Raw genomic sequence first — 26,077 nt, 5'->3', positions numbered from 1 at the left:
GATAATCATGCTGAAACGCACTCTGCTGACGGGACTGCTGGCAGGCACTTTCTTGGCAACGACGGGCCTTGCCGGCCTTGCCCAAGAGGCTTTTGACGGTCCGACGACCGGACCAAAGGCCGCGGAAGGCAAAACGATTGTCGTGCTGGCCGGAGACATGAAGAACGGGGGGATTCTGGGCGTCACGAACGGAATCGAGGAGGCCGCTGCCAAGATCGGTTGGGAGGTCAAGGTGCTGGATGGCGCAGGCTCCGTCCAAAGCCGTGCCGCTGCCGTCGGGCAGGCGCTGGCACTGGGGCCGGACGGTATCGTGATCAACGGCTTTGACGCGGCCGAACAGCAAGCGGCGCTGGAAGGTGTTGCAGCGGCAGGCATCCCGATGGTGTCATGGCATTCCGGACCCAAGATCGGCTGCGACGCGCCGGGCGGCATTTTTGCGAATGTCTCTACCGATGCGATGGATGTCTCTGCAAAGGCGGCAGAATGGGCCTTGGCGGACGCAGGCGGCAAGCCGGGCGTGGTCATCTTTACCGACAGCACCTACACCATCGCGATCCTGAAGGCGGCCAAGCTGAAAGAAATCATCGAGGCCGGCGGCGGCACAGTTCTGCAATGGGTGGACACGCCGATTGCGGAAACTTCGGCACGGATGGGGCCACTGACAACGACCCTGCTGCAACAGCATGGCGCTGCTTGGACGCATTCTTTGGCCATCAACGACCTTTACTTCGATTTCATGGGTCCGTCGCTCGCCGCTGCGGGCATCGATGGTCGCGGCGCGCCCAAGGCCGGATCGGCTGGCGACGGGTCCGAGGCCGCGTTCCAGCGCATCCGCACGGGACAGTATCAAGCCGTCACCGTGGCCGAGCCGCTGAACCTTCAAGGCTGGCAATTGGTGGACGAGTTGAACCGCGCGATCCAGGGCGAGGCGTGCTCCGGCTATATCACCGCACCCGCACTGGTGACAGAGGAGGGGCTGGCGAATACCAGTGGAAATACCTTTGACCCCGACAACGGCTACCGTGAGGCCTATGCCGCGATCTGGGGCAAGTAAGATACGCTGACTCAAGGACGGGTGCGAGGGCGTGGCCTTCGCACCTTTCTTTTTGGTCCTTTTCGCGCAGGCCCTGCCGCACCGCCTGCCACGTCTGGCAAGCGCAGGTTCTCTTTGATATCCTGCGGGCAAGATGTGTTCTGCACCTGTCCTTCCCGCGCCTGACTATTTTGATCGCGAGATCGGAGACCTCGCCCGCTCTTTAATCGGCGCGACCTTGCTGGTGCGCGGTGTTGGCGGCACGGTTGTGGAAACCGAAGCCTATGGACGGGACGATCCGGCATCTCACAGCTTTATCGGTCTGACCCCGCGTAACGCGGCGATGTTCGGGCCGCCGGGAAGTGTTTATATCTACCTCTCCTATGGCTGCCATCTTTGCCTGAATGTCGTGGGCCGCGCCGGTGAGGCGGTGTTGTTTCGCGCAATTCTGCCGGAGGTTGGCAGGGCTTTCATGGCAGAGCGGCGGGGGGCAACCTCTGCGCTGGCGTCCGGGCCGGGCAGGTTGGGGCAAGCGCTCGGAGTCAGCCTTGCAGACAACGGCCAGATGTTTGGCGCTGGCGATTATTCCCTGTTATCCGCGCCTTCTGCCCCGCGCGACATTCTCGTCGGACCAAGGATAGGCTTGTCAAAGGCGACGGATCGGCTGTGGAGGTTCGGACTTGCGGGTGCAAGCGGGCTAAGCCGCCCCTTTCCTCCGCAACAGTGATGATCTGTCGCTACTCATCGGACTCGGACAGGTTCATCAACGCAACGCTCATGCCAAGGGTGCCAAACAGCAGCGCACCTTGCGCGAAGTAAAAGCCAGTCAGAGCGCCGCCATGCGGATCTGACGCCAAGAGCGCGGGCAGATTGCCGACATTCGCCCAGAGCAGCAATTGCGCAAACGCCAAACCCATGACTGCACCATTGCAGAACTGTCGCAGCATGAAGCTCAAAAGTCTTGGCATCGTTTGCCCTCCGCTTTTGCCGCTGACAACAGGGCATGCCGCCTTTTGTTCCGCCGCGGCAGGTCTGGCGCAGGAACATAGTTTATGCACGCCAGTTTCCTTGGCTGGTCAGAACGGCTCTGGCCGTGATGAAAAAGGAGATGACGATGGACCATAGCAGCCACATTCGACTGACGCTGGCCGAACAGACCGAAGAAAACCTGACTGGTGCGCCGATCTATGACCAGAACGACGAGAAGGTCGGCACCATTTCGCATCTGCATGATGTCGGTGTCGCGCCCAAGGTGGTGATTGACGTTGGCGGTTTCCTTGGCATCGGCGCCAAGCCCGTTCTGATCAATCTGGATGACCTTGATCTTATGCGCGATACAGCGGGCCGTGTTCATGGCCTTACCACATGGTCGAAAGACCAGTTGCGCGCGCTGCCAGAACATTACGATTGATCGGCGCGATGCGTTTCCGGCACCGGGGGCTCACCTCCGGTGCCGGAACAGCCTCACTCGGCTGCGCGCGCCGCCGCTGTCGGGGTGCGGGTGGCGTTGATGCGATCGAAGGTTGCCAGCGCCTGACCCACCACCTGATCCATGTTCAGATATTGGTAGGTTCCCAACCGCCCAAGAAACCAGACATCGTCCAGCCGTGACGCTGCCGTGCGATACTTGCGGTAAAGCTCTTGGTTCTCTTCGCGCGGAATGGGGTAATAGGGATCACCCGTGGGACTCGGGTATTCGTAAGTCAGGCTGGTTTTGGGGTGCGTCTGGCCTGTCAGGTGTTTGTATTCAGTGACCCGCGTGTAATCTTCTGTCTGGGGAAAGTTTATCACCCCGACAGGCTGCGCCCATTCCAGATCGCGCGTCTCGTGTTCAAAGCGGAGCGAGCGATAAGGCAAATGCCCATAGCAATGCCCGAAATATTCATCGATCGGCCCTGTGAAAATGAGCCGCCGCGCCTTTGGTCTGTCACGCGTTTCATTCCAGGTCGTGCCAAGCTCCACGTGGATATTGGGGTGGTCGAGCATCCGGCGGAACATGGCGCTATAGCCGTCGGAGGGCATCTGCTGGAACTGATCGGTAAAATAGCGGTCATCCCGGTTTGTCCGTGTGGGAATTCGCGCGGTCACGATGCGCGACAGCTGGGACGGGTCAAGCCCCCATTGTTTGCGCGTATAGCCCTGAAAGAACTTCTCATAGAGATCTCGGCCGACCGTCGACACCACCACATCTTCCGATGTTTTGATCTCTTCGACGGGTTCGCGCCGCTCGGCCAGAAAGGCTTCCATCCCCTGTGGATCAAGGTCCAACCCGTAAAGCCGATTGACTGTATCGAGATTGATCGGAATTGGCACCAACTGCCCGTCCACTTGCGCCAGAACGCGATGTTCATAGGGGCGCCAATCTGTGAACCGGGACAGATATTCGACGACGACCGCTGCATTGGTATGGAAGATATGCGGGCCATAGCGGTGTACCAGGACGCCTGCCGCGTCATGGTAATCATAGGCATTGCCGCCGATATGATCGCGCTTGTCGATGACCAGCACCGTTTCATTGCGCTGGGTCGCCAAACGCTCGGCCAGAACGCTCCCAGCAAAACCCGCCCCTACGATCAGCCAGTCATGCATGGGCCAATTCCTTTGGCATCGTCATGCGGGAAGCCATCAGCCCCTGCATCGCGTTCCATGTCCGGCCCCATGACATTTGCCGCAACGATCGGTCGACGGCTCTTTTCCAATCCGGGGTGGGTGACGTCAGGCTGGCGCGCAGATCTGCCGCAATGCTTGATGCCTCTGCGATCTTGACCAAACGCTTCTGCCCGTATTCCGCGACCACATCCGGCACCGCTGTCGACACAACCTGCAATCCGGCAGACAAGAATTCCGGTGTCTTGGTCGGGCTGATAAAGCGGGTCGCATCATTGAGAGCGAAGGGCATCCACGCCGCTTGCCAATTTGCCATATAGGCAGGCAATTCGGCGTAGGATTTGCTGCCCAGCCAGTGAATGTTCTTTGCGTGCGGCAGGCTGGCCGGATCGATCTTGGCAGTTGGCCCGAGCATGACAAATTGCAGCTCCGGCAGTTCAGACGCCGCTTGCGCGATCAGATCAAGGTCGATCCGTTCATCGATCACCCCCACAAATCCGATGCGGGGGCCGGGCAGGTGCGCCTGATCCGCCGGATCGGGGATTGCAGTGCGCGCACGACCGAAATGGCTGACATCCACGCTGCTCGGAAAACAATGCACATCCAGATGGTGGGCACGCTTGGCTTCGAACAGGCTGCGCCCCCCCGTAAAGACAAGATCTGCCCGCCCCAGCAAATCACGCTCCAAATCGCGCAGACCGGCGGGGGCAAAGCGGAAGGCCGACAGCTCGTCCATGCAGTCGTAAATGCAAAGGTCGCAAGGAATATCCTGCACGAATTGCAATGCCATCGGCGTATAGAACCAATGGACCACAAGATCGCCCGCGATGCTGCGGTGCAGGTCTTGCACCAGCTTGTGCTGTTCCTCAATCTGATGGGCTGCGGGGTCGATGTAGGGTGTCAGGACGATCACGCCCGACTCTGCGACCTGCATCCGGAAATGCGATGGCCCCTCACCCGCCACGGGTTCTTCGACAAAATACACCAGATAGGACGCCGCAGCATGGTTGAGCAAATGCTGCGGGCGCTGATGCACGAAACCCCACCGCAAATGGGAAAAGCAGACGATGGTTTGCCGCGCCCGCGCATTCGGGCGCAGGGCAGGCTGCTTTTGGGGCACGAGGTCTTGTCCCGCCGGTGATAGCGAAAATGGGGAATTCATTGGGGCATCCGATTGAATGAGGGTCTTGGCTGCTCAACCAGTGGATGAAACTTTTGTTCCTGCGCCCCCGCGGCCTTGCCAGCCCTAGATATCGGCAAGGGTAAGAGGGGACTGACACGCATAAGGTGCGCCGCTGGGCTGGCCTTCGCGCCACTCAAATCCGGCCATGTGGCACAGGAACTTGCCGACCCTGCGGTCTGTCAGAACCGGATTTTCCAAACGATATGCGGGTATCTGTGAGGCCTCTATTTTCCCCGCGGCCAACTGAACATAGGTCTCGGACAGTTCCGAGGGCATGCGGTCAAACTGACCGGTCAGATGGTATATCCCTTGCGGATCGATCCGCCCGTTCGGCTCACGGCAGAGCGAGCACCAATCCGTGGAATCAATATGCGGATACCAACAAAAGCCTTCGAACTGACGACCTTGGGCCATCAGCTCGAGAGTCAACTGCTCACACTCCGACACCATGTATCTAAGCCATGTCAGTCGATCTTCGATCCGCCCGCGGACATTGGTTTCCGACAGCATGAGGTTGAACGGATAACGCGCGGCATATTCCTTCGCCAGCTTGCGAAAGCCAAACGGTCGAAAGGCTTCGCTAGGTCCTTTGCGCGTCCAGCCCATTTCGCTATGGGCATAGTAATCCAGTCCCAGAACGTCGATCCGCGAGGGAAGCGCGCGATAAAGTGCAAGTTCGTCTTCTCGCAAGCCATTACGCGAAAACAACTCGAACAAGGGGTGGTCAGCAGCGACCCTGCCGAGCAAGAGGTCAAGCACCGCGAACCGCAGATGATTGCTGAATTCCGTATGGTCCTTTGCAGCCTCATCCAGCGCATGATGCCGCTCGCAGGTATCGACATGCACAATGCGCAATGCCGGCACAAGATTCTCAAGGGCGATGCTGGCCGCGTGGATGGCGCGCACCATCCCGAGGATCATCTGCGCCACGCCGCCACGGCCTGTCCAATGCGGATACCAGTCGCCGGTAAAGCCGCAAAGAATTGATGTCGCAACCGGCTCATTGATGATGGTGTAGTCTGACACCCAGGGATAACGGCGGGCAAAACTGGTCAGGAAGGCGACATAACGGTGAGGAAAATCGGGGTTGGCAAAGCCGTTTTCCAGCCAGTGCGGAAAACTGGTATGGTGCAGCGGGTCCACTATGGGCCGCAGGCCAAGGCGTCTGACCTGATCTAGATAGCGGTCGGTCCAACTCCAGTCATAACTGCCGCGCACCCTCTCAATCTTGTGCCACGGGATACAGCACCGAAACTCGGTTATCCCGTCGGTAACCAGTTGCAAAAGATCGGCGGCGTAGCGTCCGGTGTGTTGGGATGTGTCCAGAACATCTATCCCATGTCCGAACATCTGGGTGCCTTCAAAGCCGCTCAGATAGAAAAGGCGGGGAGGCGGCGGGCCGGAAGTGGCGCTCTTGCCTTCCACGCAGAGGCTCAAGATGTCGGGTTCGACAAGGCAGGGGGGCCTGTGGGTCGCTGTCATGCGCTCGGGTCCAATCGGTTTTGCCCGGACACGCGATGGCCCGACCTGCTGCTGCGCTTAAAGCTGTAACTGCGCCGATTGTTCCCCGAACCTTCGGGCAAATGGCCGCAGCGGGGCGCAAAGGCGGAACATATCTCCTCTTTGAGGTGTTTGTGTCGGGAACAGTTTGAGAACGCCAAGAAAGGAAAAGACGATGATGCGAACACTCGCACTTGCTGCCTCTGTGGCTGCCCTGCCTGCCCTCGCCCCTGCCTATGCCCAAACCGCAGGAAATGATCTGCCCGCTGCCGAAACATGGTGGGACAGGGTCGGGGCCGGTTTTTTCAGTGATGAAGGTCTGACGCTGCTGCGACCGGAATTCGAGATACGCGCGCATTGGACAGCCCTGAGTTCCGACGATCAGGCTGCCATCTTGGAACGCTGCGCCATTCTGGCGGATCGGGCTGATGTTTCTGACACCTCGGGCGCGGTTGTCCCTTCGCAGCAGCAAGGCTCCAATACCGGCCTTGGTGACACCCAAGACGCGCAAGCCACGGGCAGCGAATTGCCTGCCGATGAAGGCGTCCAGCGCGAGGCTACCGCGCCAACGTCAATCTCTGGCGCGGCGGATGGGGCCGAAGTGCATCGCCCTTCCGAAGGGGTTCAGCCCTATACCGGACTCGCCGGTGGCGTCACGCCGGATGATGCTCAACTTCGCCCCGTGTGCAGCGTTGTTGCGGGAATCTGATGGTGTGGAGAGCGGGGGCAGCACTGCCCCCGCCTTTATTTAGCCTCCGATCAGTTCGCCCCCGTTCGGATGCAATGTCTGCCCTGTGATGTAAGAGCTGTCCTGACAGGCAAGAAACAGGATGCAGGGCGCCACCTCGTTCGGCTGGCCGGGACGACCGAGCGGCACGTTCTGGCCAAAGCTTTCCACCTTATCTGCCGGAAAGGATGCCGGGATGAGCGGTGTCCAGATCGGCCCGGGTGCGACGGCGTTCACCCTGATGCCGCGTTCGGCGAGTTTGGATGACAGGGCGCGGGTAAAGGCCAGAATTGCCCCTTTGGTGGACGAGTAGTCAACCAGTTGGTCCTGCCCCCGAAACGCGGTCACCGACGTGATGTTGATGATGCTGTCGCCCTGTTCCATCTGGCCCAGCACAGCCTGCACCGCGAAGAACTGACCAAAGATATTGGTTTTGAATGTGCGCAAAAGCTGATCTTCGCTGATGTCCTCGACATTATCCTGAACGTGCTGCTCGGCGGCATTGTTCACCAGAATGTTGATACGACCAAAACGGTCAATCACCTGCTGGATTGCAGCCTCGACAGCCTGCTTGTCGCCGATATCCAGTGCGATCTTCATCCCTTCGCCGCCTTCGGCATCGATCATGTCGATCGTGGTGTCCGCATCGCCATGTTCGTCCTTGTAAAGGATCGCCACATTCGCCCCTTCACGCGCGAAAAGAACCGCCGCAGCGCGGCCGATGCCGCTGTCGCCCCCTGTGATCACGGCAACCTTGTCCTTCAGTCTCCCCGATCCGGCGTAGACGGGCATGAACTCCGGCTTCGGTTCCATCTCGGCTTCGGTTCCGGGCTGGTGGTCTTGCTCTTGGGCGGGAATATCTTTGCTCATCAGAATTTTCCTTTGTCACTGCGTCATCTGCGACAGAGCCTGTCGCTCGGGGCTCCAACCGCTCCGTCGCGCCATTGTTCCGCCCGCCGTGCGGCGCGCCCTCAGGACGCCGGAACAAAGTGACCAGCCTCCAGTTGGACCTTCATGCACGCCGGCAACTTTTCGCCGGACCAAGGAGGACCAAAAATGCACAGCGAAAACAGAGACACCCATTCGCAAGACGACACCTCGGATATGGCAAAAGCTGCCCAACGCGAGCTTGACGATGCCAAAGCGCGCCTTTCTCAGGCCGCGGACCGCGTGAAACACGAGGCGCAAAACGCTGGCTCCACGATATCGGCGCTTGTGCTTGATGAACTGGACCGCAGGGCCGCCGACATGGGGTCGCAAATACGCGCGGTCGCAGGGCGGCTGCGTGGAGAGACGGCGGGCGCAGAGGATGAGGCAGCCTCGGCAATGGCCGCTCATGCCGCTGATTTGATAGACGATATGTCGTCACGCCTCGAGGGACAATCCATTCGCGAGATGGGGCAGCGTCTTGGCCAGTTCGGGCGCGAGAACCCTGCGCTTTTCGTGATGGGCTGCCTTGTCACGGGCGCTTTGGCGGGGCGCATGATCGTGGCGACCGATACCTCGTCAACGCGTGGCAAATCGAACGCCGGCCAGCGCTCCGGTGCGCGCGGCAATTCGCAAAGCGAGATGTCGCATGGTGGGCGGTCGGGGCATCCGCAGGGCGGCAGCCGAGTGACGCTCGCCACGCCACAGCGCACACAAGAGATGCTGAACGACCCGATGGTGAGCGCCCCCGAAGGCGGCAGGTCGCAATCAAATCCGGGTGTCGTCAGTGGCTCGTCTGGCCCCCTCGGCGCCACGCGCCCGGGTGGGGCGGGGACGGGCAGCCATGATTGAGCGCGATCCACTTTCCCCGCAGACAGAGTCGGGCCCCGGCGGCATCGCGGGGTTATTGGCTGATCTCATCCGCGACGTGACCGGAATCGTGCGCGGCGAAGGCAGGCTGATCCGGACTGAACTTTCGCAAGGCCTAAAATCGATGGCTGCCGGAGCCGAAATGATGGTTGCAGGGGCGATTTTTCTTTTGGTCGCTGCCCTCGTTCTGGTTCAGGCCCTCGTCATCGCCTTGGCAGAGTGGGTGGGGCCGGGTTGGGCCTCGGTCATCGTTGGCGCGGCCCTGGGCATCATCGGTGCATTGCTGATCGCGCGTGGGCGCACATCCCTTTCTGCGGCCGAACTCATGCCGGACCGCACCCTTCAACAAACCAGCCGGGATATCCGGCTTGCAAAGGAGCATTTGTGATGTCTGACAGAGCACAGCATCTTGAAAACGAAATCGAAGCCCACCGTGCGGGGGTCGAAGAGACACTCGACAAGCTAAAAAATCGCCTCTCGGTTGACCAGATGGTTGACGACGTGGGCCATTTTCTGGGGGTGGAGAATGTGCGCGAAACGCTGCACTCCGCCGGACGTCAGGTGCGGGAAAACCCGATGGCGCTGGCGCTGATCGGTGCAGGAGTTGCATGGTTGATGATGGGCAAGTCGCAGACGTCGACCCATGATCCCGACGACTGGCGCGGCGAGAGCGACACCGGTTACGGCGGGCGGTCCGGAGATCACTGGCAATCCTATTCCGGTGGTCAGGACAAGTTGCATGACGATGACAGCAGCTTGGCTGGCAAGGCGATGGCGAGCGTTTCTGATCTGGGCGAAACCTTGGGCGAAGTGCCGCATATGGTGCGCGACGCGATGGGCAGAGCGGTAGAGGGTGTGCAATCTTCTGTCGACACGGTCAAGGAACGGGCCGGATCGACAGTGCGTCCCCTGACGCGGAGCGTTTCCTCCCAGCCGCTGCTTGTCGGGGCGGCAACCTTTGCTATGGGCGCGATCATGGGAAGCGCTTTGCCGCGGACGCGCACCGAAGATCGGCTCTTGGGCCCGCAACGGCAGAAAATGTGGACGGCAGCCTATCAGGCCACGGGCGAGATGGGCGAGCGCGTGACAGAGGCAGCCAAGACAACCTATGCCGCCGCCGCAGAGGCCGCCCGCAAAGAAGGGCTGATGCCTGATGGCAAAGGCACGACCTTGGCGGAAAAGGTCGAACATGTGGCTCAGGCCGCCGTCGATACCGCGGCCGAGCAGATTGATCCCATCCTGCATGGCGATGGTGTCGACAGCGGAGCCGACAAGGATAATGCGGGCAAGGATAGCGCGCGCAAATCCAAGGCGTCGGGCATCTGATCGTGAGGCTCAGGCCAGCCTGTTCTGGCTGGCCTCGGGTGGCGTCGCTGCGCCGGCGACCAGAGTGGAGGCGGGAAGGATCATGCGGCACTCGAGGCCGCCCCGGCTCCACCTCTTTTCGATGCGTCCGCCGATCTGTCCTTCAAACACCAGCGAGATCAGCCGCGAGCCGAATCCTGTAGTTCGCGGCTGATCGTTTATCTCGGGCCCGCCCGCCTCTCGCCAGAGGATGTGAACGTCACCCTCTTCCAAGGACCAGCTGACGCTCAACTGGCCGCCCGCAACCGACAGGGCACCGTATTTGGCCGCATTCGTCGCCAGTTCATGCAGTGCCATCGACAAGGGCTGCGCCGCTGCGACCCCGATGCGTATCGGAGGGCCGGACACAGAGATATGATGTTCCGTCGTCGCGTTTTCGGCAGCAGTCGTGTCAACCAAGTTGAAGGGCCTCAACTCGCTTTCCACGATGTCGTGCAGATCCGCTCCTGTCCATTGCTGCTTGCCCAGAAGCGCCATCGTCTGGCTAAGGGCACGCACGCGTCCGCGCATGACATGGGCAAGCTCTTCCGCGCTGTTGGCTTTGGCTGTCCGTAGAAGGCTGGATACGACAGTAAGGGCGTTCTTGGCCCGATGTTCGACCTCGTGCGCCATGAGCATGACCAGTTCTTCGGATCGCTTCCGATCGGAAACATCATAAACCACGCCCATGAGACGGGTTCCGCCAAGCCGACGGGACGAGATCCTGCGGGCGCGCAGGGCGACCCAATGCGGTGTTGCAACCGCCCCCCCGCCTTCGGCCAGGCGTTGCAGGCGCACCTCGATCTGAAGCGAGCCACTCGCGCGCATGTGGCGAAGCGCCCGCGCCATCGCGCTACGATCTTCCTGGTGGACCTTTGCCATCAGGCTGCGCAGTCCAACCGGACCAGCCCCTGGATCAAAGCCGAACAGTTCCAGCGCCTTGCGTGAGCAGCGCAGAGGCTGCGAATACCCCAGCCATTCCCATGCTCCGATCCCCATCGCTTCTTGCGCAAGCCGAAGCCGTGCGTCGCTTTCTGCCAGCGCCATTTCTGTCGTGCGCAGGGGTGTCACATCAATATGGATGCCGCGCAGCATGTAGGCGCGCCCGGCAGCGTCACGGTCTATCTCGCCCCAAGCCGCAATCCAGCGCGTCTCGCCATCCTTGGTGATGATGCGGTAGCTCTGCCCGTAATCGGTATCGCCGCTGGCGTCAGACAGAGCGTTCAGCACCACCCTTTCGGCCCGCACCCGATCATCGGGGTGAACGCGACTTACCCAATCTTCATGCGCTTCCTCTGACGGGACCGGATCGTGCCCGTGAATCGCCATGTATTCTGCCGAACGCCGGCTGATGCCTGTGCGCAAATCGAACTCAAACGTTCCCATCAGGCCGAAGCGCTTGGCGCGCAGCAGCCTGTCCGAACTCAGCGCGTTGTCGCGCTGCAGGCTGACATTGCGCTCGGCGAGGCGGCGCTGGTCGAACACGACGCGTATGCTGAGCAGGAAAAGGGCAAGCGTTGCCGGCACTCCCAACGCCAGAAGAGGAAGCATGGTCGCGCGCCAGGCCGCGACAATCTGTGAGCGGGGTCGCATACTGACCGCATAAAGCGGCAAGTCGCCCACGGCCTGCATGGCCACCAGCGCCCTGTCACCCGGAATTGACAGGGACGAAGAATAGACGGCGCTTTCGATGCCAAGATCCGCAAAGTCATAAAAGGCGCTTTGCCGGTCAAGCTGCGGCAGCGGCGTGCCGCTTTCCAGAATGCCGCTGGTGGTGCTGAGCCCGAAGCCGTCATTGCGGAAAACCGCAAGGCGGTCGGTCGGCGCAGAAAGCAGCCGCGCAAGCCCATCTGCCAGAACCTTGGGACTGACAGACACAAGAACGACACCGTCAAACCTGTCGTCAGGCGTAAAATTTCCGGTGTCTGTACGGCGCCGACCGACAGAGAAAAGGAGTTGGCCGTCAAAGCGCCCGACAAAGGTTTGGCTTATGAACAACTCGGGCGCGTCAGGCTCGCTCAGGATTTGAAAGTAATCCCTGTCTGCAAGCGATCCTTCGGGAGCAGGGTAGATGTTTGTAATGACCAGAGGATAGCCGTTCCGGTCTATCACATAGCTCATCTGCGTCTGGGATAGCTCGGCAGTGATGCGGCGTAGCTCTTCGCCCAAAGCGCGCTCTCTGTCGCGGATGTCTTGGTCTGTCAGGGTGCGCAGGCGGTCATTTACGCGGCCCACCGCAACCGAATAGCCTTCAAAAGTGCGGTTGGCATATTCCGAGGCAGACAGTGCGGCGCGGCGCATGTCCGTCTCGGCGGCAGTCCAGGCAGAGGACCAACTGAGCCATCCCACAGTCAGCATGATCGACAACGGAACCACAACAGCGGTGGCAGGAAGTGCCATGTCACGCTTGCAAAAGCGCGTGGCCGACAATCGCCATTGCCTCCAGAACCGCCCCAGCGGCATCGTTTTATTGATTACTGGGTGGCGAACGTCTGGGTTCATATGATTTGGTAAAGACTGGAGTGGCAAGAATGTGGAGTTTGCAAATCCCCATCTGGCGTTGGATGCTTCAACAATACCAAACTATTTTCTAGTTGCAATGTATCTTCAAAAAACAACCATAAGTTGTATTTTCTGAGGCTGGACCCCACATGTGAAAACAGGTGGCCTCGATAGCCACCTTCACTTTGGATTGAAACAGGAAGGACGGCCCATTTTCTCGGGCAGGGTGCTTCAGCTGTCATCCAAACGCACCGCGTGCGCTAAAGAGCCGATCGCTTCAAAAGGATCGTCGAGCCGATCATCTTCATCATAAGGGTCGGCGCGCCCGACGCGTTGGTCAAGCGCTGCAAGCTCGTCCTCTTCACGAACTGATTTTGCCGATCGTCGGCGCAGGGGGCGTCTGGTTTCCAGTGCGGTTGGGAAGATGCCGACTTTGCTTGAGACAGGCAAAAGCGCCTCCGAAAACTGATGGTTTGTCACGACAACCGCCGACGCTGGAAATTGTTCCGTAACAATTGGAACTATTTGCTCCAAAGCCTTCAGCGGCACCCCTCACGAGAAGTGCCGCTGGATAAATGTGCGATGCCAGCGCGTTAGCCGAGGTATGAGAATCCACTGAAAACCCGGCCTTCGTCACGATGCCGGCCGCCCTTTACGGCAGCGACATAGCTTGCGACGCCCGCCACCAACGCCGTGGCGGTCAACAGAAAGGCGGTCAGGATGGCTGAAATGCGGGCAGTTTCCGCCGCATCCCGCGCTGCAGTTTCGGCCTCGTCGGCCAACTGCGCAGCATCATTGCGTGCCGCTTGCGCCGCCGCTACCGCTTCTTCAACGCGGGCTTCCACCTCTTGCGGGGCCAGGCCCGTCCGCGCGCTGGTCACCTCGACAAGATACGCCCGATTCGCATCACTCAACTCTCCCGTCGTGACGATATTGGCGAGAATCGCAGTCACATCAGCGGTGGTGGAGGAAGCACCTGCCGCACCCGGAGCCAAGGTTTGCGGTCTAAGCAATGCACGCGCTTCAAACGCGATCGACTCTTCCGGAAGCGCTGCTTGCGTCGCATCGGCAGCAACATCGGCAGCGCCGGCCGCTACCGAGCCTGCAACCTGCGCTCCCGCTGACGCCACGTTGCCTGCACCTGCTGCAAGGCCGGAAACGACCGACCCCAGCATCAAGGCACTTGTCGCAACGCCCAGACCCCAGACAACCAGGCCGTTCAAGCCGTCCCGCACCGTCGTTTCGTCGCGCGTGGCGGTCCCCGTGCGGCGGCGGAGACGTCCGGCAATGTATCCGCCTGCGGCATAGGCAGCCACCATGCTGACGATGATAAAGAGGGTCGAGATCACAAAGCCCACAAGGCCATTTCCCTCCCCCCTCTCGGCGGAAACGGCGGTAAGGCCAAGTGCTGCGCCAAATCCGGTGAACAGCACACCAAGCGCGACAGCAATTACCGCGCCGGCAAAGATGGCAGCCCAGTCCACATAAGGTGCGGATGCCGCCGCGTTTGTCTCTGTCTCAGTTACATGTTTGCGGGGTTCCATCACTCCGCTCACCGGACACCGACGAACGACAGGATGGCCAGAACGACCACGATCAAACCCACCAGATAAATGATGCTGTTCATGAAACTCTCCATATCAATGACAGGGCGCGGGACTGGCCCCGATGTTTGCCTTAACCGGCCAATCGGGAAACTGTTCCTTGCCCCACTCGAAAGCGCGCGCGGCCGGGGCCACGCGCGCTTTCGCAGAACTCTCAATGGGGTTTCAGAACCACCTTGATCCATTCGTCCTGATGATTGAGGAAGTTGTGATACCCCTTGGGGGCGTCCTCGAGCGACAGGTGGTGGCTGATCAGGAAAGTGGTGTCTATTTCCCCTTCCTCGATGCGCCGCAAAAGTGGCTGCAGATAGCGCTGCACATGGGTTTGGCCGGTCCGCAGCTCCAGCCCCTTTTGCATGATCGCGCCCATCGGGAACATTTGTGTCAGCCCGCCATAAACCCCCGGAACAGAAATGCGCCCGCCTTTGCGGCATGCCATGATCGCCTCGCGCAGCGCGTGCGCTGCATCGTAGGGCAGGCCCAAGGCCTGCTTGGCCTTGTCCAGAATCGTGTCGGTGACAAAGCCGTGGCTTTCCATACCGACGGCATCGATCACGGCATCCGGCCCGATGCCTCCGGTCATTTCCGTCAGCGCCTCAAGCACGCGGGTCTGCCGGAAATCGATCACCTTCGCCCCAAGCGACCTTGCCAGATCAAGGCGTCTGCTGTGGTGGTCGATGGCAATCACAGTCTCTGCTCCCATCAGAAGCGCACTCTGGATGGCAAACAGGCCAACCGGACCGCAGCCCCAAACGGCGACCGTGTCACCGGGTTCGATCTTGGCATTTTCCGCCGCCATCCAACCGGTGGGCAAGATATCGGACAGGAACAAGACCTGGTCATCACTCAGACCTTCGGGAATGACGATAGGCCCGACATCCGAGAAAGGCACCCGCGCATATTGCGCCTGACCGCCCGGATATCCGCCCGTCAAATGCGAGTAGCCAAAAAGCCCTGCCATTGCGTGACCAAACTGCGCTTCGGTCACCTCTTGCGTGTCCACCGGATTGGAGTTGTCGCAGGCGGAAAACAGATCATGGCGGCAGAAAAAGCATGCTCCGCACGAGATCGTAAAGGGGACCACCACCCTGTCTCCGACGGAAAGCGTGCTGCCCGGCCCGACATCCACGACCCGCCCCATGAATTCGTGACCTAGAATATCACCCGGCAGAACACCAGGAATAAGACCGTTGTAGAGATGCAGATCGGAACCGCATATGGCGGTAGAGGTGATTTCGATGATCGCATCCCGCGGATTGACGATCTGTGGGTCGGGAACGGTATCGACACGCACATCTTTGGTGCCGTGCCATGTAAGGGCTCGCATGACGATATCTCCTTTACGCCTGTTGGCTTTCGGCTGCTTTGGCTGTGGGTGCCTCCGGCTCCCGCTGATTGCGCGAGGTGGCTATTTCTCCGGTTTCCAACAGCATCTTCAGCCGCTTGAGCGCCCGCCTGCCTTGGGTCTCCGGGTCTTTACCTGCGAGTTTGGCAATCAGGCGCCCCAACTCTCCGAGGACAGGTGTGTAGGCGATGATCGCCTCTACCTCTGTGCCACGATCTCCGGGCGCGTCACTAAACATCACCTTGCCTTGCGTGCGGACCTGCGATGCCTCTGTAGATTTCCAAGCGATCTCGCTTCCGGGGCGGTCAGAGACAATTTCCGTTTCCAGATGAACCGTCATGCCCGCGGGGGCATCAAGCTGCCATGTCCACAGATCATTATTCTGTTCAGTGATGGCTGCCACGTGGTCCATGATGGTCGGCAAGTTCGAAGGGTCGCGCCAGAAGCGATACACCTCATCGCGAGGGCGATGGATGGTGACAGTGCGCCCCACAACCGCAAACCGGCCATAGCGCATCTGCCGCGCGGTGCGACCGGGCGCACTATCGGCGTCGTGCCGCGCCATCGGCTGCCGCGTGAGCACCGACGCCCCGACAAGACCCGTTACCGCAACTGCGCCAAGTGCGAGCCACGCAATGCTTTGGCGCGAGCGTTCATCTTGGTGATGTGTCATCTGATCCCTCCTGTGCCTTGGTCGCCACGCGGAGGTTGTTCACCAGCCGTGCCCTGTGAACCACGCGGGCAACGCCCTGTTCGACCGCATGAAGTTGGGCGGCGTCATTTAGCGTGCCGGTCAGGACAACCGCTTCACCTGTCAAAGTCAGGTGGACACGTTGCGAGATGTCAGGGCCCAACGTATCCAGCACTGCTGCCGCTCTGGCGCTTGCATCGGCGAGATCCACACCATCTGCTGCGACAGGCGGCACATAAAGCCTTGGCCCCCCGGAATCGTGTTGCCAATGGCCGTTTGCGGCGGCGGTTCCCGTGGGATGCGCAGCCGTGGTTTCGGCCCCTTCGGGCAAGCCCGTTACCCTCTGCGGAGGTTTGTCTACCATCTGTTGGCCTTTCACTGTTGCTGCTTGCTACGCTGCCTGAAGGCAACTGCCGAAAGTGAAAAGTGTATGGGCGGCTGGTTGCCGTTGCCGCCTAGCCGCCCACGCCTACTCGCCGCCGTGATTTGATGGGTCAGGGCCGATCAATCGGGCGCGAAGCGGCGGTTGCATGTGTCGGGCCAGCTATGATCGTGCTGAAGCGAACGATCTGCCAGATGGCGGAAAGACCGACCAGCACATAGACAATCCGCGCCAAGCCAGCCGACTGCCCGCCAAACAATGCCGCGACCAGATCGAACTGGAACAGCCCCACCAAAAGCCAGTTCAGCCCGCCGACGATGATCAGAATCTGAGTGATAATATCTATGTTTCGCATCTATTTGCTCCTGTGACTTCAGACCCTCAACTGAAGATTCCTTGCTTTGTTCCGTCAGGAGGCGAACGGCCCAAGGTCAGGGTCGATAAGTGGCAAAGCGAGAGCGGAGATGCTGTTTTCGGGATTGTGTCCGCATGGGCTGCCCGCAGGCAGCCCTTGGCCTCGGCGGGATCAGGGTGCAGACCAATCAGGCCGGTCCAAGGTTTGAAGCCTGTAGCGAGGCGCGCCCCGAACAGATTGGGGTCATGCCTCAATTCACGCCAGGCAGAGCACCGTTATCCGCCGGCGCTGCACGCATCAGCGTGTAGTTCGCTCAGGATCGACTTGGCCCGCCCGTGTCTTTCAGCCGAGCTTGCAGGGCATCGATCAGGCGCTGAAGATGCTCTGGAACCGGGGCATCAAGATCGGCCTCAAAGGCGCGGCGCAGATTGCGGGAAAGCTGCTTTATCTGGAGTTCGTTCGAGGCAGGCAGGCCTTTCGCCGCCCTTGCCTTTTGCGTGTCATCATCCGGCATTAGCAAATCTCCTCAGTCCGCCTAGGGCCCGTTCTAGGAAGGCTGGGCGGATGTGTTGCCGTCTCGGATACTTCAAAAAATCTCATGGAAATCGCCAACGCCGATCTGGTCAATAATCATTTTTCTGGCACGGCTGACCCGGCTTTTGATCGTCCCAACCGCACAGTTGCAGATGATCGCCGCGTCTTCGTAGCTCTCACCCAGAACGACAACCAGAACCAGAATTTCGCGATGATGTTCCGGCAATTGGTCAATTGCTTTAAGGATGCGCTGGCCTTCGATGTATGATCCGTTGTTGGCTTGGGTGATGGCCTGCAACGACGCGCAATCTGCCGCTGCCGGACTTTCCCGAATGCGCTTTTGAACGTTGGTGTAAAAGGTATTGCGCATGATGGTGAACAGCCAGGCGCGCAGGTTTGTGCCAGGCTCGAAGCGGCCCACATTGGCAATCGCCTTCATCAGCGTTTCCTGCACAAGATCGTCTGCTTCATCGGAATGCCGGATGAGCGCCCGCGAATAGGCCCGCAACGATGGAATAAGCTGTACGACATCGTCCGTCACGGTCGAGGCACGTTTGTCATGCATCTGTTTCAGTCCCCCTCAGGCTTCTACGAAACCTGTTCATAAACTCCGGAAAGGTCGGGCAAGTTCCTTTTTCGCTGACCCTCGCCAAGATCTAAAATGTGCTCGGGTGGCGGAACATACTGCGCGCTGGCGCATTGATGACAGGAACCCGCAGGTGCGCATCGCGTGCCAGACCAGCGAGAAAGGACCATCCCCATGCACCCGAACGCCCCGAAACCACCTGCACCGCAGCCTGATCTGCCAGAGCCCACCACGCCGCGTCATGAGCCGGACCCGGATACGTTTCCCGATCCGATGCAAGACCCAGACACAATTCCGGCCTATGACCCGATCACGCCACCTCCGGGTGAGGTCGTCCCTCCGGTGCAGGCGACACAGTAAGGCGCTGCGGTTGGGCGGCGATCAAAGGTCGACTGCCTAACCATCTTTCTTCTTGGGAAGACCTTTTCGCGGCGTTTTCGCCAGATCCTCGAGTTCACTTTCCGTCATCCCCTCGAACATGCTTTGCGAGGCACCTTTCAAATCGTTTTTGTCCGCATCGCCCCGCTTGGCCGCCAAGGCGGCACCCGCAGCTTTTTGCTGTGCTTTTGATTTTGCTGGCATGGCTTAGAACCCTTCCCATAATCCGGGTGTGGTGGCGACCTCGAGCATGTTGCCGTCGGGGTCGCGGAAATACAGGCTATGCCCGCCGCGCTGCCAATCTGACGTGCCTTCGATCGGCACAGCATTTTTGACCAGATGGGCGCGCCAAGCTTCGAGCTGCGCGGGGCTGATCGCAAAGGCGATGTGGATCTGCCCTTGCGCATCATGCGCGGGGATCAGGCCGCTTTTGGTCTGAACCGGCTCTGTTGTCCCGCCGCGCAGGAACAACAGCAAAACGCTTCGCCCATTTACGGAGTAGGCACGCATGCGATCTTCGGCGTGCAAGACAGGCAGACCCATGACCTGCTCATAAAATGCGCCGGCCCTGTCCAGATCATCCACATAAAGGGCTGTTTCGAGTATGGCATCGACTGGTGGCGTTAGCATTTTCATTCCTTTCCGGTGGCGTAGAGGTACAGAACCCTGTCCTCGCCCACGCCGCCTATGGCGACAAAATCGCCGCCCTTTTGAAAATCGCGAAGGTTCAGGTGCGGGAACACGAAGTATTTCCCTGCCACGCGCTCTTGGGTGGCTGCAAAGATCACCCGCGTGATCCCTGCAAAGCGCATCGCGGCAAGACACATCTCGCAGGGTTGCAGCGTTGAAATCATCACACAGCCTGAAAGATCGGTTGTTCCCAACGCCGCCGCTGCCCGCGTGATCGCGACCATTTCGGCATGTTGGGTCGGATCGGAGTGCAGTTGCACTTCATTCTCGGCGGTTGCGATGCTTTGCCCCTCGCACAGGATACTGGCGGCGATCCCTGCCTTCCCGCTTTGATGACGGGCGGACAAGGCGCGCTCGATGGCATCGTTCATCGCGCGATTCTCGGCGGGGGTGGGGGCGTTTCCATGGTCCATCAGCGGCTCGTTCCGGATAAGGGAGCGCAGCCCACGATCAAGGGGCCGCATAACCGATAACGGGCGGGCATCCAGCGGGTTCCGTTGGGCATTAATGAACCCGCTGCCCAAACTGCGAAGGCTCGGGCATCATCAGGCCCAGACAGGAAAAGGCGGTGAACAAATCGCGCAGACGTGGCAGTTCCCTTTCGCAATCGTCGAGACTCATCTTATCGCGGGCAAGGGCCGTGGCCTTTGTCTCCACCCTTTCCCAGAAGAGGCCGAACGTGGGTGGCAATGTGGGATGCAGGATGGCCCGCTCATCGGACGGCCCCAGAGCATCGCCGAGCAGGGCAGAGATCGCAGCCACGTCGGGCCACATTGCCCGCAACCGGCCCCGCAACTGATAGCGCCGCACGAACTTGTCGGCAGGCTCGAGCCACATATCTGCCAGCACCTCGTCGGTAACGGCCCCCTCGGGAAAAGTGGTATCCACAACCACCGTGCCAGAGTGGCGAACACGCAAATCGTGGCGGTGGGCAAGGGCGGCAAGGCCTTGCACCTCGTGTTCCGCCAATCGGGCGAAGCCGCCGCCCAGCATTTCGTACACCCGCCGGGAGAACGCGAGACTCGCGCTTGAGGAGGACATATGGGGCGGGTCCGGGTCATGCGGGCGGGGGTCAAGCAAATCCGCCAGCCTGACGGAAACGGACATATAGGCGCTTTCGATCCGGCGCAGTCGCATCAACTCCGCGGTCAGGGCCTGTTCTGTATCGGGATCAGGCACAAGCGTTCCACAAAGCAGATCGGCCCGGGCCAGTTCCTGAAGGTTCCGGCTGATCCAGCCCGGTCGCACCCGACAAGCGGTGTTCGTGGTCATCAAGATGCCGTTTTGCTTCACAAGCGAGGCCGCATGGTCGAGCGCAAACCCACCCTCTTGGGTTAACTGGTTGCCGTAAACCAGTCGGAGCGACAAATCGGGGTGCCGTTTCGCCCAATGCATGACCTGCGCAGTCGCAGGGTCCTGCCCGTTCGGTGCTGACAGCACCAAGCCGACTGAAAACGGTCGCGCCTTTGCGATGGCAACGGCAAGAGCATCGAGGCAAGGTTTTATCGGGCGGTTATCCGCTTGGAGCGGGATAACCACGGCAACGTCCAACGCGGTGTCTGGTCCAAGCGCAGTCACAACGGTGCGGCTTTCGCGCATGGCCTTGTTCATGAAAAACCGCTCCTCTTTATGCGCGGCATCTTCCGGCATGGCGCGTTGAACCTGTGAAGCGCGTGATTGTTCCGCGGGTCGTCGAGATTTCCCGAAGTTTCCATCTGCTGCGGCATCTGCGGAACATTCGCCGGATTCTGCGGTTGATCTGGCCGGGCTGTCCCGCGGTTCGACGACCGGACCGGACGGGATGCAGCGCATTTGCCTTGCAACACCTGAGGGCGTTCCATCGTCCGACCAAGGAGAGACGTTCCCATGACGAAAGACCAAGCCAAGCAGCGTGGCGGCGAGTTCAACGATCTGGTGTCAGATTACGGTGCAGGCGGCGAGTTTCACCAGCATGCCGGCGAAGGCGGAGATCGCCTTACCACCGCGCAGGGCGTCGTGATTGCCGACAACCAGAACTCGCTGCGGACAGGGGCACCCGGGCCGACGCTGTTGGAAGACTTCGTGTTGCGCGAGAAGATATTCCACTTCGACCATGAACGCATTCCGGAACGCGTGGTTCATGCGCGGGGCTTTGGCCTGCATGGCATTTTTGAGTGCACCCGTGCGATCCCTGAAATCACGCGCGCCGCGCCCTTTCAGAGCAAAGGCAAGATCACCGAGACCTTTGTCCGCTTTTCCACGGTTGCCGGATCAAAAGGGTCTATGGACCTTGCGCGGGATGTGCGCGGCTTTGCGGTGAAATTCTATACCGACGAAGGCAACTGGGATCTGGTCGGCAACAACATTCCGGTGTTTTTCATTCAGGACGCCATCAAATTTCCCGATCTGGTGCATGCGGTCAAACCGGCCCCCGACCGCGGCTTTCCGCAAGCGCAGTCGGCGCATGACAACTTCTGGGATTTCATCTCACTCACCCCCGAATCCATGCACATGGTCATGTGGCAGATGTCGGATCGCACCATTCCGAAGTCTTTCCGCACGATGGAAGGGTTCGGCGTGCACACTTTCCGGTTCGTGAACGCGGCGGGCGAGTCCACCTTTGTAAAGTTTCACTGGAAGCCCCGGCAGGGCCTGCAATCTGTCTTGTGGGATGAGGCCGTGAAAATCAACGGCGCCGATCCGGATCGTCACCGCCGCGATCTGTGGGAGGCCATCGAGACAGGCGACCTTCCCCGGTGGGATCTGGCTGTGCAGATGTTCGATCAAGCCTTTGCCGACCGCTTCGACTTCGACGTGCTTGATCCCACCAAGATCATTCCGGAGGAGGAGTGCCCGGCCGAGGTGATTGGCACGCTCACCTTGAACCGTCTGGTCGACAATTTCTTTGCCGAAACAGAACAGGTCGCTTTCTGCACCCAGAATGTTGTTCCGGGCATCGACTTCACCGATGATCCGTTGCTGCAGGGGCGCAACTTTTCCTATCTCGACACACAGTTGAAGCGCCTTGGCAGCCCCAACTTTACCAAGTTGCCCATTAATGCGCCGCGCGGCTGCCCTGTCAGCAACTACCAGCAAGATGGGCATATGCAGACCAGCAATCGCAAGGGGCGGGTCAATTATGAACCCAACAGCTGGGGTCAAGGTCCACGCGCGCATCCGCTGGAAGGTTATGTCAGCTATTCGGTCAGGAATGAGGGCGAGAAGCGCCGTTTGCGGCCCGAGAGCTTTGCCGACCATTACAGTCAGGCGCGGCAGTTCTACATCAGCCAGACCAGCATCGAAAAAGGCCATATCCGCGACGCGCTGATCTTTGAACTTTCGAAATGTGAGGTTGAAGACATCCGGGTGCGGATCGTGGCCCATCTCATGCATATCGACACCGACCTTGCGGCAGAGGTGGCGCAGGGGCTCGGGTTGCCATCAATGCCGGACCCCGCCCCGACATCTGGCCCGACCCGCACGGATCTCCCCCCCTCCGATGCGCTGAGCATCCTCAAGAACGGCCCTATCAGTTTTGCCGGGCGGACAGTGGGCGTGATGGTGTCTGACGGTGTGGACGCCGCAGCGATGTCGAGCCTTTCTGCAGCGATAAAGGCAGCAGGGGCGCAGATGAAGATCGTGGCACCAGCCATCGGGGGAGTAATCGACAGTGGCGGCACCCTGCACCGCGCGGATGAAAAGATCGGGGGCGGCCCTTCGGTTCTGTTTGATGCGGTTGCAGTCCTGCTTGGGCCGGATACGGCAGCGATGGTCGCCCGTAATCCCGCTGCGCAGGATTTCCTGCGCGACGCCCATGCGCATTGCAAGTTCATCGCGCTGGATCAGGCCAAGGAACTCGTCACGGCCAGCGGGCTGACCGACAAGCTTGATGGCGGGTATTTCGGACTGACGACAGGGGACGACATCACCGATTTTCTCGATGCTTGCGTCGACCTCCGCTTCTGGGCGCGCGAGGCAACCCTGGCGCATTGAACTGCAAGGCCCGTGATCCGGCCCTTTGATGGCCGGGTCACGGGTGCGTTGCGCCGGAAGTTCCGAAAAGGCGGAACAAATTTCCGTGTTGGCTGTTGGCTATGACAACAAATGTGCCAAGCGGAGTCCCCTATGCCCTATTCTGACCCTGTCACGCCGCGCCGGAGTCGTGCCGCCACGATTGCTGTCAACCTGCTTGCGGTCGTGCTTGTGATCTTCGGGTTGCCGATCTTTGGCGGTGGCATCTGGCTCATCATCCTGGGCGGGTCTTGGTATTACGCCTTGGCGGGGATCGGACTTTTGGCAACCGCTTATGCTCTGTTCCATCGGTCGATGGCTGCGGTTTGGGTCTATGTCCTGACCTTTGCTGGCACAGTCATCTGGGCCTTCTGGGAGGCCGGGTTCAATTGGTGGGCGCAGGTGCCTCGGCTGGTCGCCCCCACACTGGTTCTCGTGCTGGTGCTGGCGACCATTCCGGCATTGCATCGTCTTGGTGCGCGCAGGGCCGGTTCTACACTCCCTCTCATCGCGCTTGTTGGTTTGTTGTTCGCGCAGGCCTTCTCGGGGCAACCAGCATGGGCACAGGAACAGAGCAGCACGGAACCTGCACCCCAGCCTGACGCACTGCCGACCGAACCACCTTCCGCGCCGGTCACTTTCCAGATGCCAGAGGTCGGCGCGGATTGGCCGGCCTATGGAGGCACTCATCACGCCACGCGGTATTCGCCGCTCAGTCAGATCACACCGGAAAACGTGGCGGGACTGCGCAAGGTCTGGGAGTTCCGCACGGGCGACATGCCCGAAGGCGATGCGCGGTATTCCAACCAGAATACGCCCCTCAAGATCGGCGATCAGGTTCTGATCTGCTCGGCGATGAACAAGATCATCTCGCTTGATCCTCGCACGGGGGCCGAGAACTGGCGCTTTGATCCGCAGGTGCCGCAAGAGGCAATCCCCTACAATGCCACGTGCCGTGGTCTGGCCTATTATGCCTCTCCCACCCTTGCCGAAGACGAGCCATGCGCCGAGCGGGTGATCATGAACACGCTTGATGCAAGGCTGATCGCGGTCGACACGCGCACCGGCGCGCTTTGCCAAGGCTTTGGCAGCAGCGGCACCGTCGACCTGGAAGAAGGGATCGGCCACACCGTGCCGGGTTGGTACGCCCCGACATCACCGCCCACCATCGTGCGCAACATCGCCGTCGTTCACTCTCAGGTCCGTGACGGCCAGCGCCGTGATGCTCCCTCGGGGGTGATCCGTGGGTATGATGCCGAAACCGGTGAACTGGCATGGGCATGGGACATGGGTCGCCCCGGTGAGACCGGGCTTCCCCCCGAAGGCGAAACCTATACCAGAGGAACGCCAAATGTGTGGACCATAGCCTCGGGCGACAATGAGCTCGGTCTCGTCTATCTGCCGCACGGGGTTCCGTCGGTGGACTATTGGGGCGGAATGCGGTCGGAGATCGAGAACGAATATTCCACTGCACTGGTCGCGCTCGACGTCGAAACGGGACAGGTTGCATGGCATTATCAGACAGTCCATTACGATGTCTGGGATTATGATCTGGGATCGCAAGGCAGCCTCATCGACTTTCCCACGCCGGACGGCCCTGTTCCAGCTTTGATCTTGCCTACCAAGCTGGGGATGTTCTTCATCTTCAATCGCGAAACGGGGGAACTGCTGGTCGAGGTCGAGGAACGCCCGGTCCCGCAGGGCGGGGTAGAGCCTGAACGTCTGTCACCGACCCAGCCCTTTGTGGTCGATTTTCCAAACACCCTGAAGCCCGATATCGAAGAGCGGCATATGTGGGGTATGACGCCGCTTGACCAACTCTGGTGCCGCATCCAGTTCCGCAGGGCGAATTATGACGGCATTTATACACCTCCTTCGGTGGACCGGGACTGGATCCAATATCCCGGCTATAACGGCGGATCAGATTGGGGCGGCGTCGCAATTGATCCTGTTCGGGGCATCATGGTGGCCAACTACAATGACGCCCCCAATTTCAACAGGCTGATTCCCCGTGACGAGGCGGATCGCCGGGGCGCCGTTCCGATTGACGAGCCGGGTGCCGAAGACACGCCCGAAGGGCTGAACCCGCAAGCCGACACCCCCTTTGCCATCAAGGTGAACGCAGGTTGGCGCGTGGGCCTTACGGGGCTTTTGTGCAAAGAGCCGCCCTATGGCGGCATCATGGCGATTGATCTTGCCACGCGTGAGGTGCTTTGGGACAAGCCTTTCGGCACCGCCCGCAAGAACGGGCCGTTCGGCATCCCGTCGATGCTTCCTCTCGACATCGGGACCCCGAACAATGCGGGGGCGGTGGTGACTGCCAGCGGGTTGATCTTCATTGCGGCGGCGACCGACGATCTGATCCGCGCGATGGACATCGCAACCGGCGAGGTCCTTTGGCAAGACGCCCTGCCCGCAGGCGGACAGGCCGGCCCCGCGATGTACGAAGTGGACGGGGTTCAATATCTGATCATCAATGCGGGCGGCCATAACTTCATGGAAACCCCGATTGGCGACTACTTTATCGCCTATGCGTTGCCTTAGCCGACAGCGGCCTTGTCGTCGCGGCACCGGGGGAGACAAGGTGTTGTCTCCCCTTTTGCATTCAGCCGCCGCGAGGCGGAAGCGGCGGCGAAAAGCTTTGCGAGGCTGGCTGCATTGGCGGGCGATGGCTGCGCGAGGCATTATTCCGTTCGCTTGCACGATTTGAAGTGACGAGCCCGACAAGGCAGATGGCCAGGAGGATGCCGAAAACGACAACGGCGATGAGTGTCTCTGACATGGAAATCTCTCCGGTTTTTATGTTGGAAAGTGCTCTCAACTTCTCAA

Annotated in this window: 28 protein-coding genes; 10 read left to right on the top strand and 18 right to left on the bottom strand. The window is 60.2% G+C overall.

The genetic code is table 11. The annotated features are described in order from the left end of the window. The first annotated feature begins 7 nt into the window (after positions 1-7). The gene (locus tag G3572_RS09755; protein ID WP_164611199.1) at positions 8-1,054 is read left to right on the top strand and encodes a substrate-binding domain-containing protein; all 1,047 of its coding nucleotides are present in this window, start codon (positions 8-10) and stop codon (positions 1,052-1,054) included. 133 nt (positions 1,055-1,187) lie between these two features. Beyond that, positions 1,188-1,760: a DNA-3-methyladenine glycosylase gene (locus G3572_RS09750; RefSeq protein WP_164611197.1), complete on the top strand. Its 573-nt coding sequence runs from the start codon at positions 1,188-1,190 to the stop codon at positions 1,758-1,760. Positions 1,761-1,770: 10 nt separating this feature from the next. Here G3572_RS09750 and G3572_RS09745 read toward each other — a convergent pair whose 3' ends face one another. After that, positions 1,771-2,001, bottom strand: a complete 231-nt coding sequence (locus tag G3572_RS09745) for a hypothetical protein (protein ID WP_164611194.1) — start codon at positions 1,999-2,001, stop codon at positions 1,771-1,773. A 146-nt stretch (positions 2,002-2,147) separates the two neighbouring features. Between G3572_RS09745 and G3572_RS09740 the strand changes: the two genes are divergently transcribed. Further along, positions 2,148-2,444, top strand: coding sequence for a PRC-barrel domain-containing protein (locus G3572_RS09740; protein WP_164611192.1), 297 nt, complete (start codon positions 2,148-2,150; stop codon positions 2,442-2,444). A 53-nt stretch (positions 2,445-2,497) separates the two neighbouring features. Here the strand turns inward: G3572_RS09740 and glf are convergent, their stop codons facing one another. The 3 genes from glf to G3572_RS09725 all read right to left on the bottom strand — a co-directional run bounded on the left by glf (position 2,498) and on the right by G3572_RS09725 (position 6,248). After that, complete coding sequence (gene glf, locus G3572_RS09735; protein ID WP_164611189.1) at positions 2,498-3,622, bottom strand: UDP-galactopyranose mutase; 1,125 nt, start codon at positions 3,620-3,622, stop codon at positions 2,498-2,500. Further along, complete coding sequence (locus tag G3572_RS09730) at positions 3,615-4,760, bottom strand: glycosyltransferase (RefSeq protein ID WP_164611187.1); 1,146 nt, start codon at positions 4,758-4,760, stop codon at positions 3,615-3,617. Before G3572_RS09730 ends, glf begins: the two co-directional genes overlap by 8 nt. A gap of 126 nt (positions 4,761-4,886) precedes the next feature. After that, on the bottom strand, positions 4,887-6,248 hold the full coding sequence (locus tag G3572_RS09725) for a glycoside hydrolase family 1 protein (protein WP_164611185.1): 1,362 nt from the start codon (positions 6,246-6,248) through the stop codon (positions 4,887-4,889). 250 nt (positions 6,249-6,498) lie between these two features. Between G3572_RS09725 and G3572_RS09720 the strand changes: the two genes are divergently transcribed. After that, positions 6,499-7,032 carry a hypothetical protein gene (locus tag G3572_RS09720; protein WP_164611184.1) on the top strand — a complete coding sequence of 178 codons (534 nt, stop codon included), beginning with the start codon at positions 6,499-6,501 and terminating at the stop codon, positions 7,030-7,032. A 39-nt stretch (positions 7,033-7,071) separates the two neighbouring features. Here the strand turns inward: G3572_RS09720 and G3572_RS09715 are convergent, their stop codons facing one another. Beyond that, positions 7,072-7,920, bottom strand: coding sequence for an SDR family oxidoreductase (locus tag G3572_RS09715; protein ID WP_164611182.1), 849 nt, complete (start codon positions 7,918-7,920; stop codon positions 7,072-7,074). Between the two features lie 186 nt (positions 7,921-8,106). Here G3572_RS09715 and G3572_RS09710 point away from each other — a divergent pair, with 186 nt between their 5' ends. The 3 genes from G3572_RS09710 to G3572_RS09700 are packed head-to-tail and all read left to right on the top strand — an operon-like array spanning position 8,107 to position 10,173. Then, positions 8,107-8,829 carry a hypothetical protein gene (locus tag G3572_RS09710; protein WP_164611180.1) on the top strand — a complete coding sequence of 241 codons (723 nt, stop codon included), beginning with the start codon at positions 8,107-8,109 and terminating at the stop codon, positions 8,827-8,829. Then, a complete protein-coding gene (locus G3572_RS09705) occupies positions 8,822-9,235 on the top strand; it encodes a phage holin family protein (RefSeq protein ID WP_164611178.1) in 414 nt (137 codons plus the stop codon). Before G3572_RS09710 ends, G3572_RS09705 begins: the two co-directional genes overlap by 8 nt. Then, positions 9,235-10,173, top strand: coding sequence for a hypothetical protein (locus tag G3572_RS09700; protein WP_164611176.1), 939 nt, complete (start codon positions 9,235-9,237; stop codon positions 10,171-10,173). Before G3572_RS09705 ends, G3572_RS09700 begins: the two co-directional genes overlap by 1 nt. Positions 10,174-10,182: 9 nt before the next feature. On the opposite strand, the gene G3572_RS09695 is transcribed toward G3572_RS09700, so the two are convergent. The 9 genes from G3572_RS09695 to G3572_RS09655 all read right to left on the bottom strand — a co-directional run bounded on the left by G3572_RS09695 (position 10,183) and on the right by G3572_RS09655 (position 18,169). Next, positions 10,183-12,591, bottom strand: a complete 2,409-nt coding sequence (locus G3572_RS09695) for a sensor histidine kinase (protein WP_164611174.1) — start codon at positions 12,589-12,591, stop codon at positions 10,183-10,185. 333 nt (positions 12,592-12,924) lie between these two features. Beyond that, entirely contained in the window at positions 12,925-13,173 is a 249-nt protein-coding gene (locus G3572_RS09690; RefSeq protein WP_164611172.1) for a hypothetical protein, read from the bottom strand. Positions 13,174-13,286: 113 nt separating this feature from the next. After that, a complete protein-coding gene (locus G3572_RS09685) occupies positions 13,287-14,237 on the bottom strand; it encodes a hypothetical protein (protein WP_164611170.1) in 951 nt (316 codons plus the stop codon). 214 nt (positions 14,238-14,451) lie between these two features. Next, positions 14,452-15,624 carry a zinc-dependent alcohol dehydrogenase gene (locus G3572_RS09680; RefSeq protein ID WP_164611168.1) on the bottom strand — a complete coding sequence of 391 codons (1,173 nt, stop codon included), beginning with the start codon at positions 15,622-15,624 and terminating at the stop codon, positions 14,452-14,454. A 13-nt stretch (positions 15,625-15,637) separates the two neighbouring features. Then, positions 15,638-16,315 (bottom strand): SRPBCC family protein, encoded by a 678-nt coding sequence (locus G3572_RS09675; RefSeq protein ID WP_164611166.1) that lies wholly within the window; start codon positions 16,313-16,315, stop codon positions 15,638-15,640. Continuing rightward, entirely contained in the window at positions 16,296-16,697 is a 402-nt protein-coding gene (locus tag G3572_RS09670; protein ID WP_164611164.1) for a hypothetical protein, read from the bottom strand. Before G3572_RS09670 ends, G3572_RS09675 begins: the two co-directional genes overlap by 20 nt. Positions 16,698-16,827: 130 nt before the next feature. After that, positions 16,828-17,070 carry a DUF378 domain-containing protein gene (locus G3572_RS09665; protein ID WP_164611162.1) on the bottom strand — a complete coding sequence of 81 codons (243 nt, stop codon included), beginning with the start codon at positions 17,068-17,070 and terminating at the stop codon, positions 16,828-16,830. Positions 17,071-17,383: 313 nt separating this feature from the next. Further along, complete coding sequence (locus tag G3572_RS09660) at positions 17,384-17,584, bottom strand: NepR family anti-sigma factor (RefSeq protein ID WP_164611160.1); 201 nt, start codon at positions 17,582-17,584, stop codon at positions 17,384-17,386. Between the two features lie 72 nt (positions 17,585-17,656). Then, positions 17,657-18,169 carry a sigma-70 family RNA polymerase sigma factor gene (locus G3572_RS09655; RefSeq protein WP_164611159.1) on the bottom strand — a complete coding sequence of 171 codons (513 nt, stop codon included), beginning with the start codon at positions 18,167-18,169 and terminating at the stop codon, positions 17,657-17,659. A 195-nt stretch (positions 18,170-18,364) separates the two neighbouring features. Between G3572_RS09655 and G3572_RS09650 the strand changes: the two genes are divergently transcribed. Further along, on the top strand, positions 18,365-18,550 hold the full coding sequence (locus G3572_RS09650) for a hypothetical protein (RefSeq protein WP_164610046.1): 186 nt from the start codon (positions 18,365-18,367) through the stop codon (positions 18,548-18,550). A 36-nt stretch (positions 18,551-18,586) separates the two neighbouring features. On the opposite strand, the gene G3572_RS09645 is transcribed toward G3572_RS09650, so the two are convergent. The 4 genes from G3572_RS09645 to G3572_RS09630 all read right to left on the bottom strand — a co-directional run bounded on the left by G3572_RS09645 (position 18,587) and on the right by G3572_RS09630 (position 20,869). Next, positions 18,587-18,772, bottom strand: a complete 186-nt coding sequence (locus tag G3572_RS09645; RefSeq protein WP_164611157.1) for a DUF3008 family protein — start codon at positions 18,770-18,772, stop codon at positions 18,587-18,589. 3 nt (positions 18,773-18,775) lie between these two features. Next, the gene (locus G3572_RS09640; protein WP_164611155.1) at positions 18,776-19,198 is read right to left on the bottom strand and encodes a VOC family protein; all 423 of its coding nucleotides are present in this window, start codon (positions 19,196-19,198) and stop codon (positions 18,776-18,778) included. Between the two features lie 2 nt (positions 19,199-19,200). Continuing rightward, positions 19,201-19,671, bottom strand: coding sequence for a nucleoside deaminase (locus G3572_RS09635; protein ID WP_164611153.1), 471 nt, complete (start codon positions 19,669-19,671; stop codon positions 19,201-19,203). Positions 19,672-19,762: 91 nt separating this feature from the next. Beyond that, positions 19,763-20,869: a hypothetical protein gene (locus G3572_RS09630; RefSeq protein WP_164611151.1), complete on the bottom strand. Its 1,107-nt coding sequence runs from the start codon at positions 20,867-20,869 to the stop codon at positions 19,763-19,765. 255 nt (positions 20,870-21,124) lie between these two features. Here G3572_RS09630 and G3572_RS09625 point away from each other — a divergent pair, with 255 nt between their 5' ends. Together G3572_RS09625 and G3572_RS09620 are read left to right on the top strand one after the other, a co-directional pair. After that, on the top strand, positions 21,125-23,230 hold the full coding sequence (locus G3572_RS09625; RefSeq protein ID WP_164611150.1) for a catalase: 2,106 nt from the start codon (positions 21,125-21,127) through the stop codon (positions 23,228-23,230). Between the two features lie 132 nt (positions 23,231-23,362). Then, entirely contained in the window at positions 23,363-25,792 is a 2,430-nt protein-coding gene (locus tag G3572_RS09620) for a membrane-bound PQQ-dependent dehydrogenase, glucose/quinate/shikimate family (RefSeq protein WP_240335475.1), read from the top strand. The last annotated feature ends 285 nt before the right edge of the window (positions 25,793-26,077 follow it).

The sequence above is a fragment of the Pseudotabrizicola algicola genome, assembly GCF_010915705.1.
Lineage (GTDB): Bacteria > Pseudomonadota > Alphaproteobacteria > Rhodobacterales > Rhodobacteraceae > Pseudotabrizicola > Pseudotabrizicola algicola.
The sequence above is the reverse complement of the archived record's forward strand: the minus strand, read 5'-3'. Positions and strand labels throughout refer to the sequence as shown.

Excerpts from the sequence above, each read along its gene's own strand:
- G3572_RS09685 (WP_164611170.1), bottom strand. The coding sequence starts at position 14,237 with ATGGAACCCCGCAAACATGTAACTGAGACAGAGACAAACGCGGCGGCA.
- G3572_RS09705 (WP_164611178.1), top strand. The coding sequence starts at position 8,822 with ATGATTGAGCGCGATCCACTTTCCCCGCAGACAGAGTCGGGCCCCGGC.
- G3572_RS09700 (WP_164611176.1), top strand. The coding sequence starts at position 9,235 with ATGTCTGACAGAGCACAGCATCTTGAAAACGAAATCGAAGCCCACCGT.
- G3572_RS09655 (WP_164611159.1), bottom strand. The coding sequence starts at position 18,169 with ATGCATGACAAACGTGCCTCGACCGTGACGGACGATGTCGTACAGCTT.
- G3572_RS09675 (WP_164611166.1), bottom strand. The coding sequence starts at position 16,315 with ATGACACATCACCAAGATGAACGCTCGCGCCAAAGCATTGCGTGGCTC.
- G3572_RS09630 (WP_164611151.1), bottom strand. The coding sequence starts at position 20,869 with ATGAACAAGGCCATGCGCGAAAGCCGCACCGTTGTGACTGCGCTTGGA.
- G3572_RS09625 (WP_164611150.1), top strand. The coding sequence starts at position 21,125 with ATGACGAAAGACCAAGCCAAGCAGCGTGGCGGCGAGTTCAACGATCTG.
- glf (WP_164611189.1), bottom strand. The coding sequence starts at position 3,622 with ATGCATGACTGGCTGATCGTAGGGGCGGGTTTTGCTGGGAGCGTTCTG.
- G3572_RS09715 (WP_164611182.1), bottom strand. The coding sequence starts at position 7,920 with ATGAGCAAAGATATTCCCGCCCAAGAGCAAGACCACCAGCCCGGAACC.
- G3572_RS09740 (WP_164611192.1), top strand. The coding sequence starts at position 2,148 with ATGGACCATAGCAGCCACATTCGACTGACGCTGGCCGAACAGACCGAA.
- G3572_RS09635 (WP_164611153.1), bottom strand. The coding sequence starts at position 19,671 with ATGGACCATGGAAACGCCCCCACCCCCGCCGAGAATCGCGCGATGAAC.
- G3572_RS09660 (WP_164611160.1), bottom strand. The coding sequence starts at position 17,584 with ATGCCGGATGATGACACGCAAAAGGCAAGGGCGGCGAAAGGCCTGCCT.
- G3572_RS09750 (WP_164611197.1), top strand. The coding sequence starts at position 1,188 with ATGTGTTCTGCACCTGTCCTTCCCGCGCCTGACTATTTTGATCGCGAG.
- G3572_RS09710 (WP_164611180.1), top strand. The coding sequence starts at position 8,107 with ATGCACAGCGAAAACAGAGACACCCATTCGCAAGACGACACCTCGGAT.
- G3572_RS09665 (WP_164611162.1), bottom strand. The coding sequence starts at position 17,070 with ATGCGAAACATAGATATTATCACTCAGATTCTGATCATCGTCGGCGGG.
- G3572_RS09670 (WP_164611164.1), bottom strand. The coding sequence starts at position 16,697 with ATGGTAGACAAACCTCCGCAGAGGGTAACGGGCTTGCCCGAAGGGGCC.
- G3572_RS09720 (WP_164611184.1), top strand. The coding sequence starts at position 6,499 with ATGATGCGAACACTCGCACTTGCTGCCTCTGTGGCTGCCCTGCCTGCC.
- G3572_RS09620 (WP_240335475.1), top strand. The coding sequence starts at position 23,363 with ATGCCCTATTCTGACCCTGTCACGCCGCGCCGGAGTCGTGCCGCCACG.
- G3572_RS09695 (WP_164611174.1), bottom strand. The coding sequence starts at position 12,591 with ATGGCACTTCCTGCCACCGCTGTTGTGGTTCCGTTGTCGATCATGCTG.
- G3572_RS09645 (WP_164611157.1), bottom strand. The coding sequence starts at position 18,772 with ATGCCAGCAAAATCAAAAGCACAGCAAAAAGCTGCGGGTGCCGCCTTG.
- G3572_RS09745 (WP_164611194.1), bottom strand. The coding sequence starts at position 2,001 with ATGCCAAGACTTTTGAGCTTCATGCTGCGACAGTTCTGCAATGGTGCA.
- G3572_RS09640 (WP_164611155.1), bottom strand. The coding sequence starts at position 19,198 with ATGCTAACGCCACCAGTCGATGCCATACTCGAAACAGCCCTTTATGTG.
- G3572_RS09755 (WP_164611199.1), top strand. The coding sequence starts at position 8 with ATGCTGAAACGCACTCTGCTGACGGGACTGCTGGCAGGCACTTTCTTG.
- G3572_RS09680 (WP_164611168.1), bottom strand. The coding sequence starts at position 15,624 with ATGCGAGCCCTTACATGGCACGGCACCAAAGATGTGCGTGTCGATACC.
- G3572_RS09650 (WP_164610046.1), top strand. The coding sequence starts at position 18,365 with ATGCACCCGAACGCCCCGAAACCACCTGCACCGCAGCCTGATCTGCCA.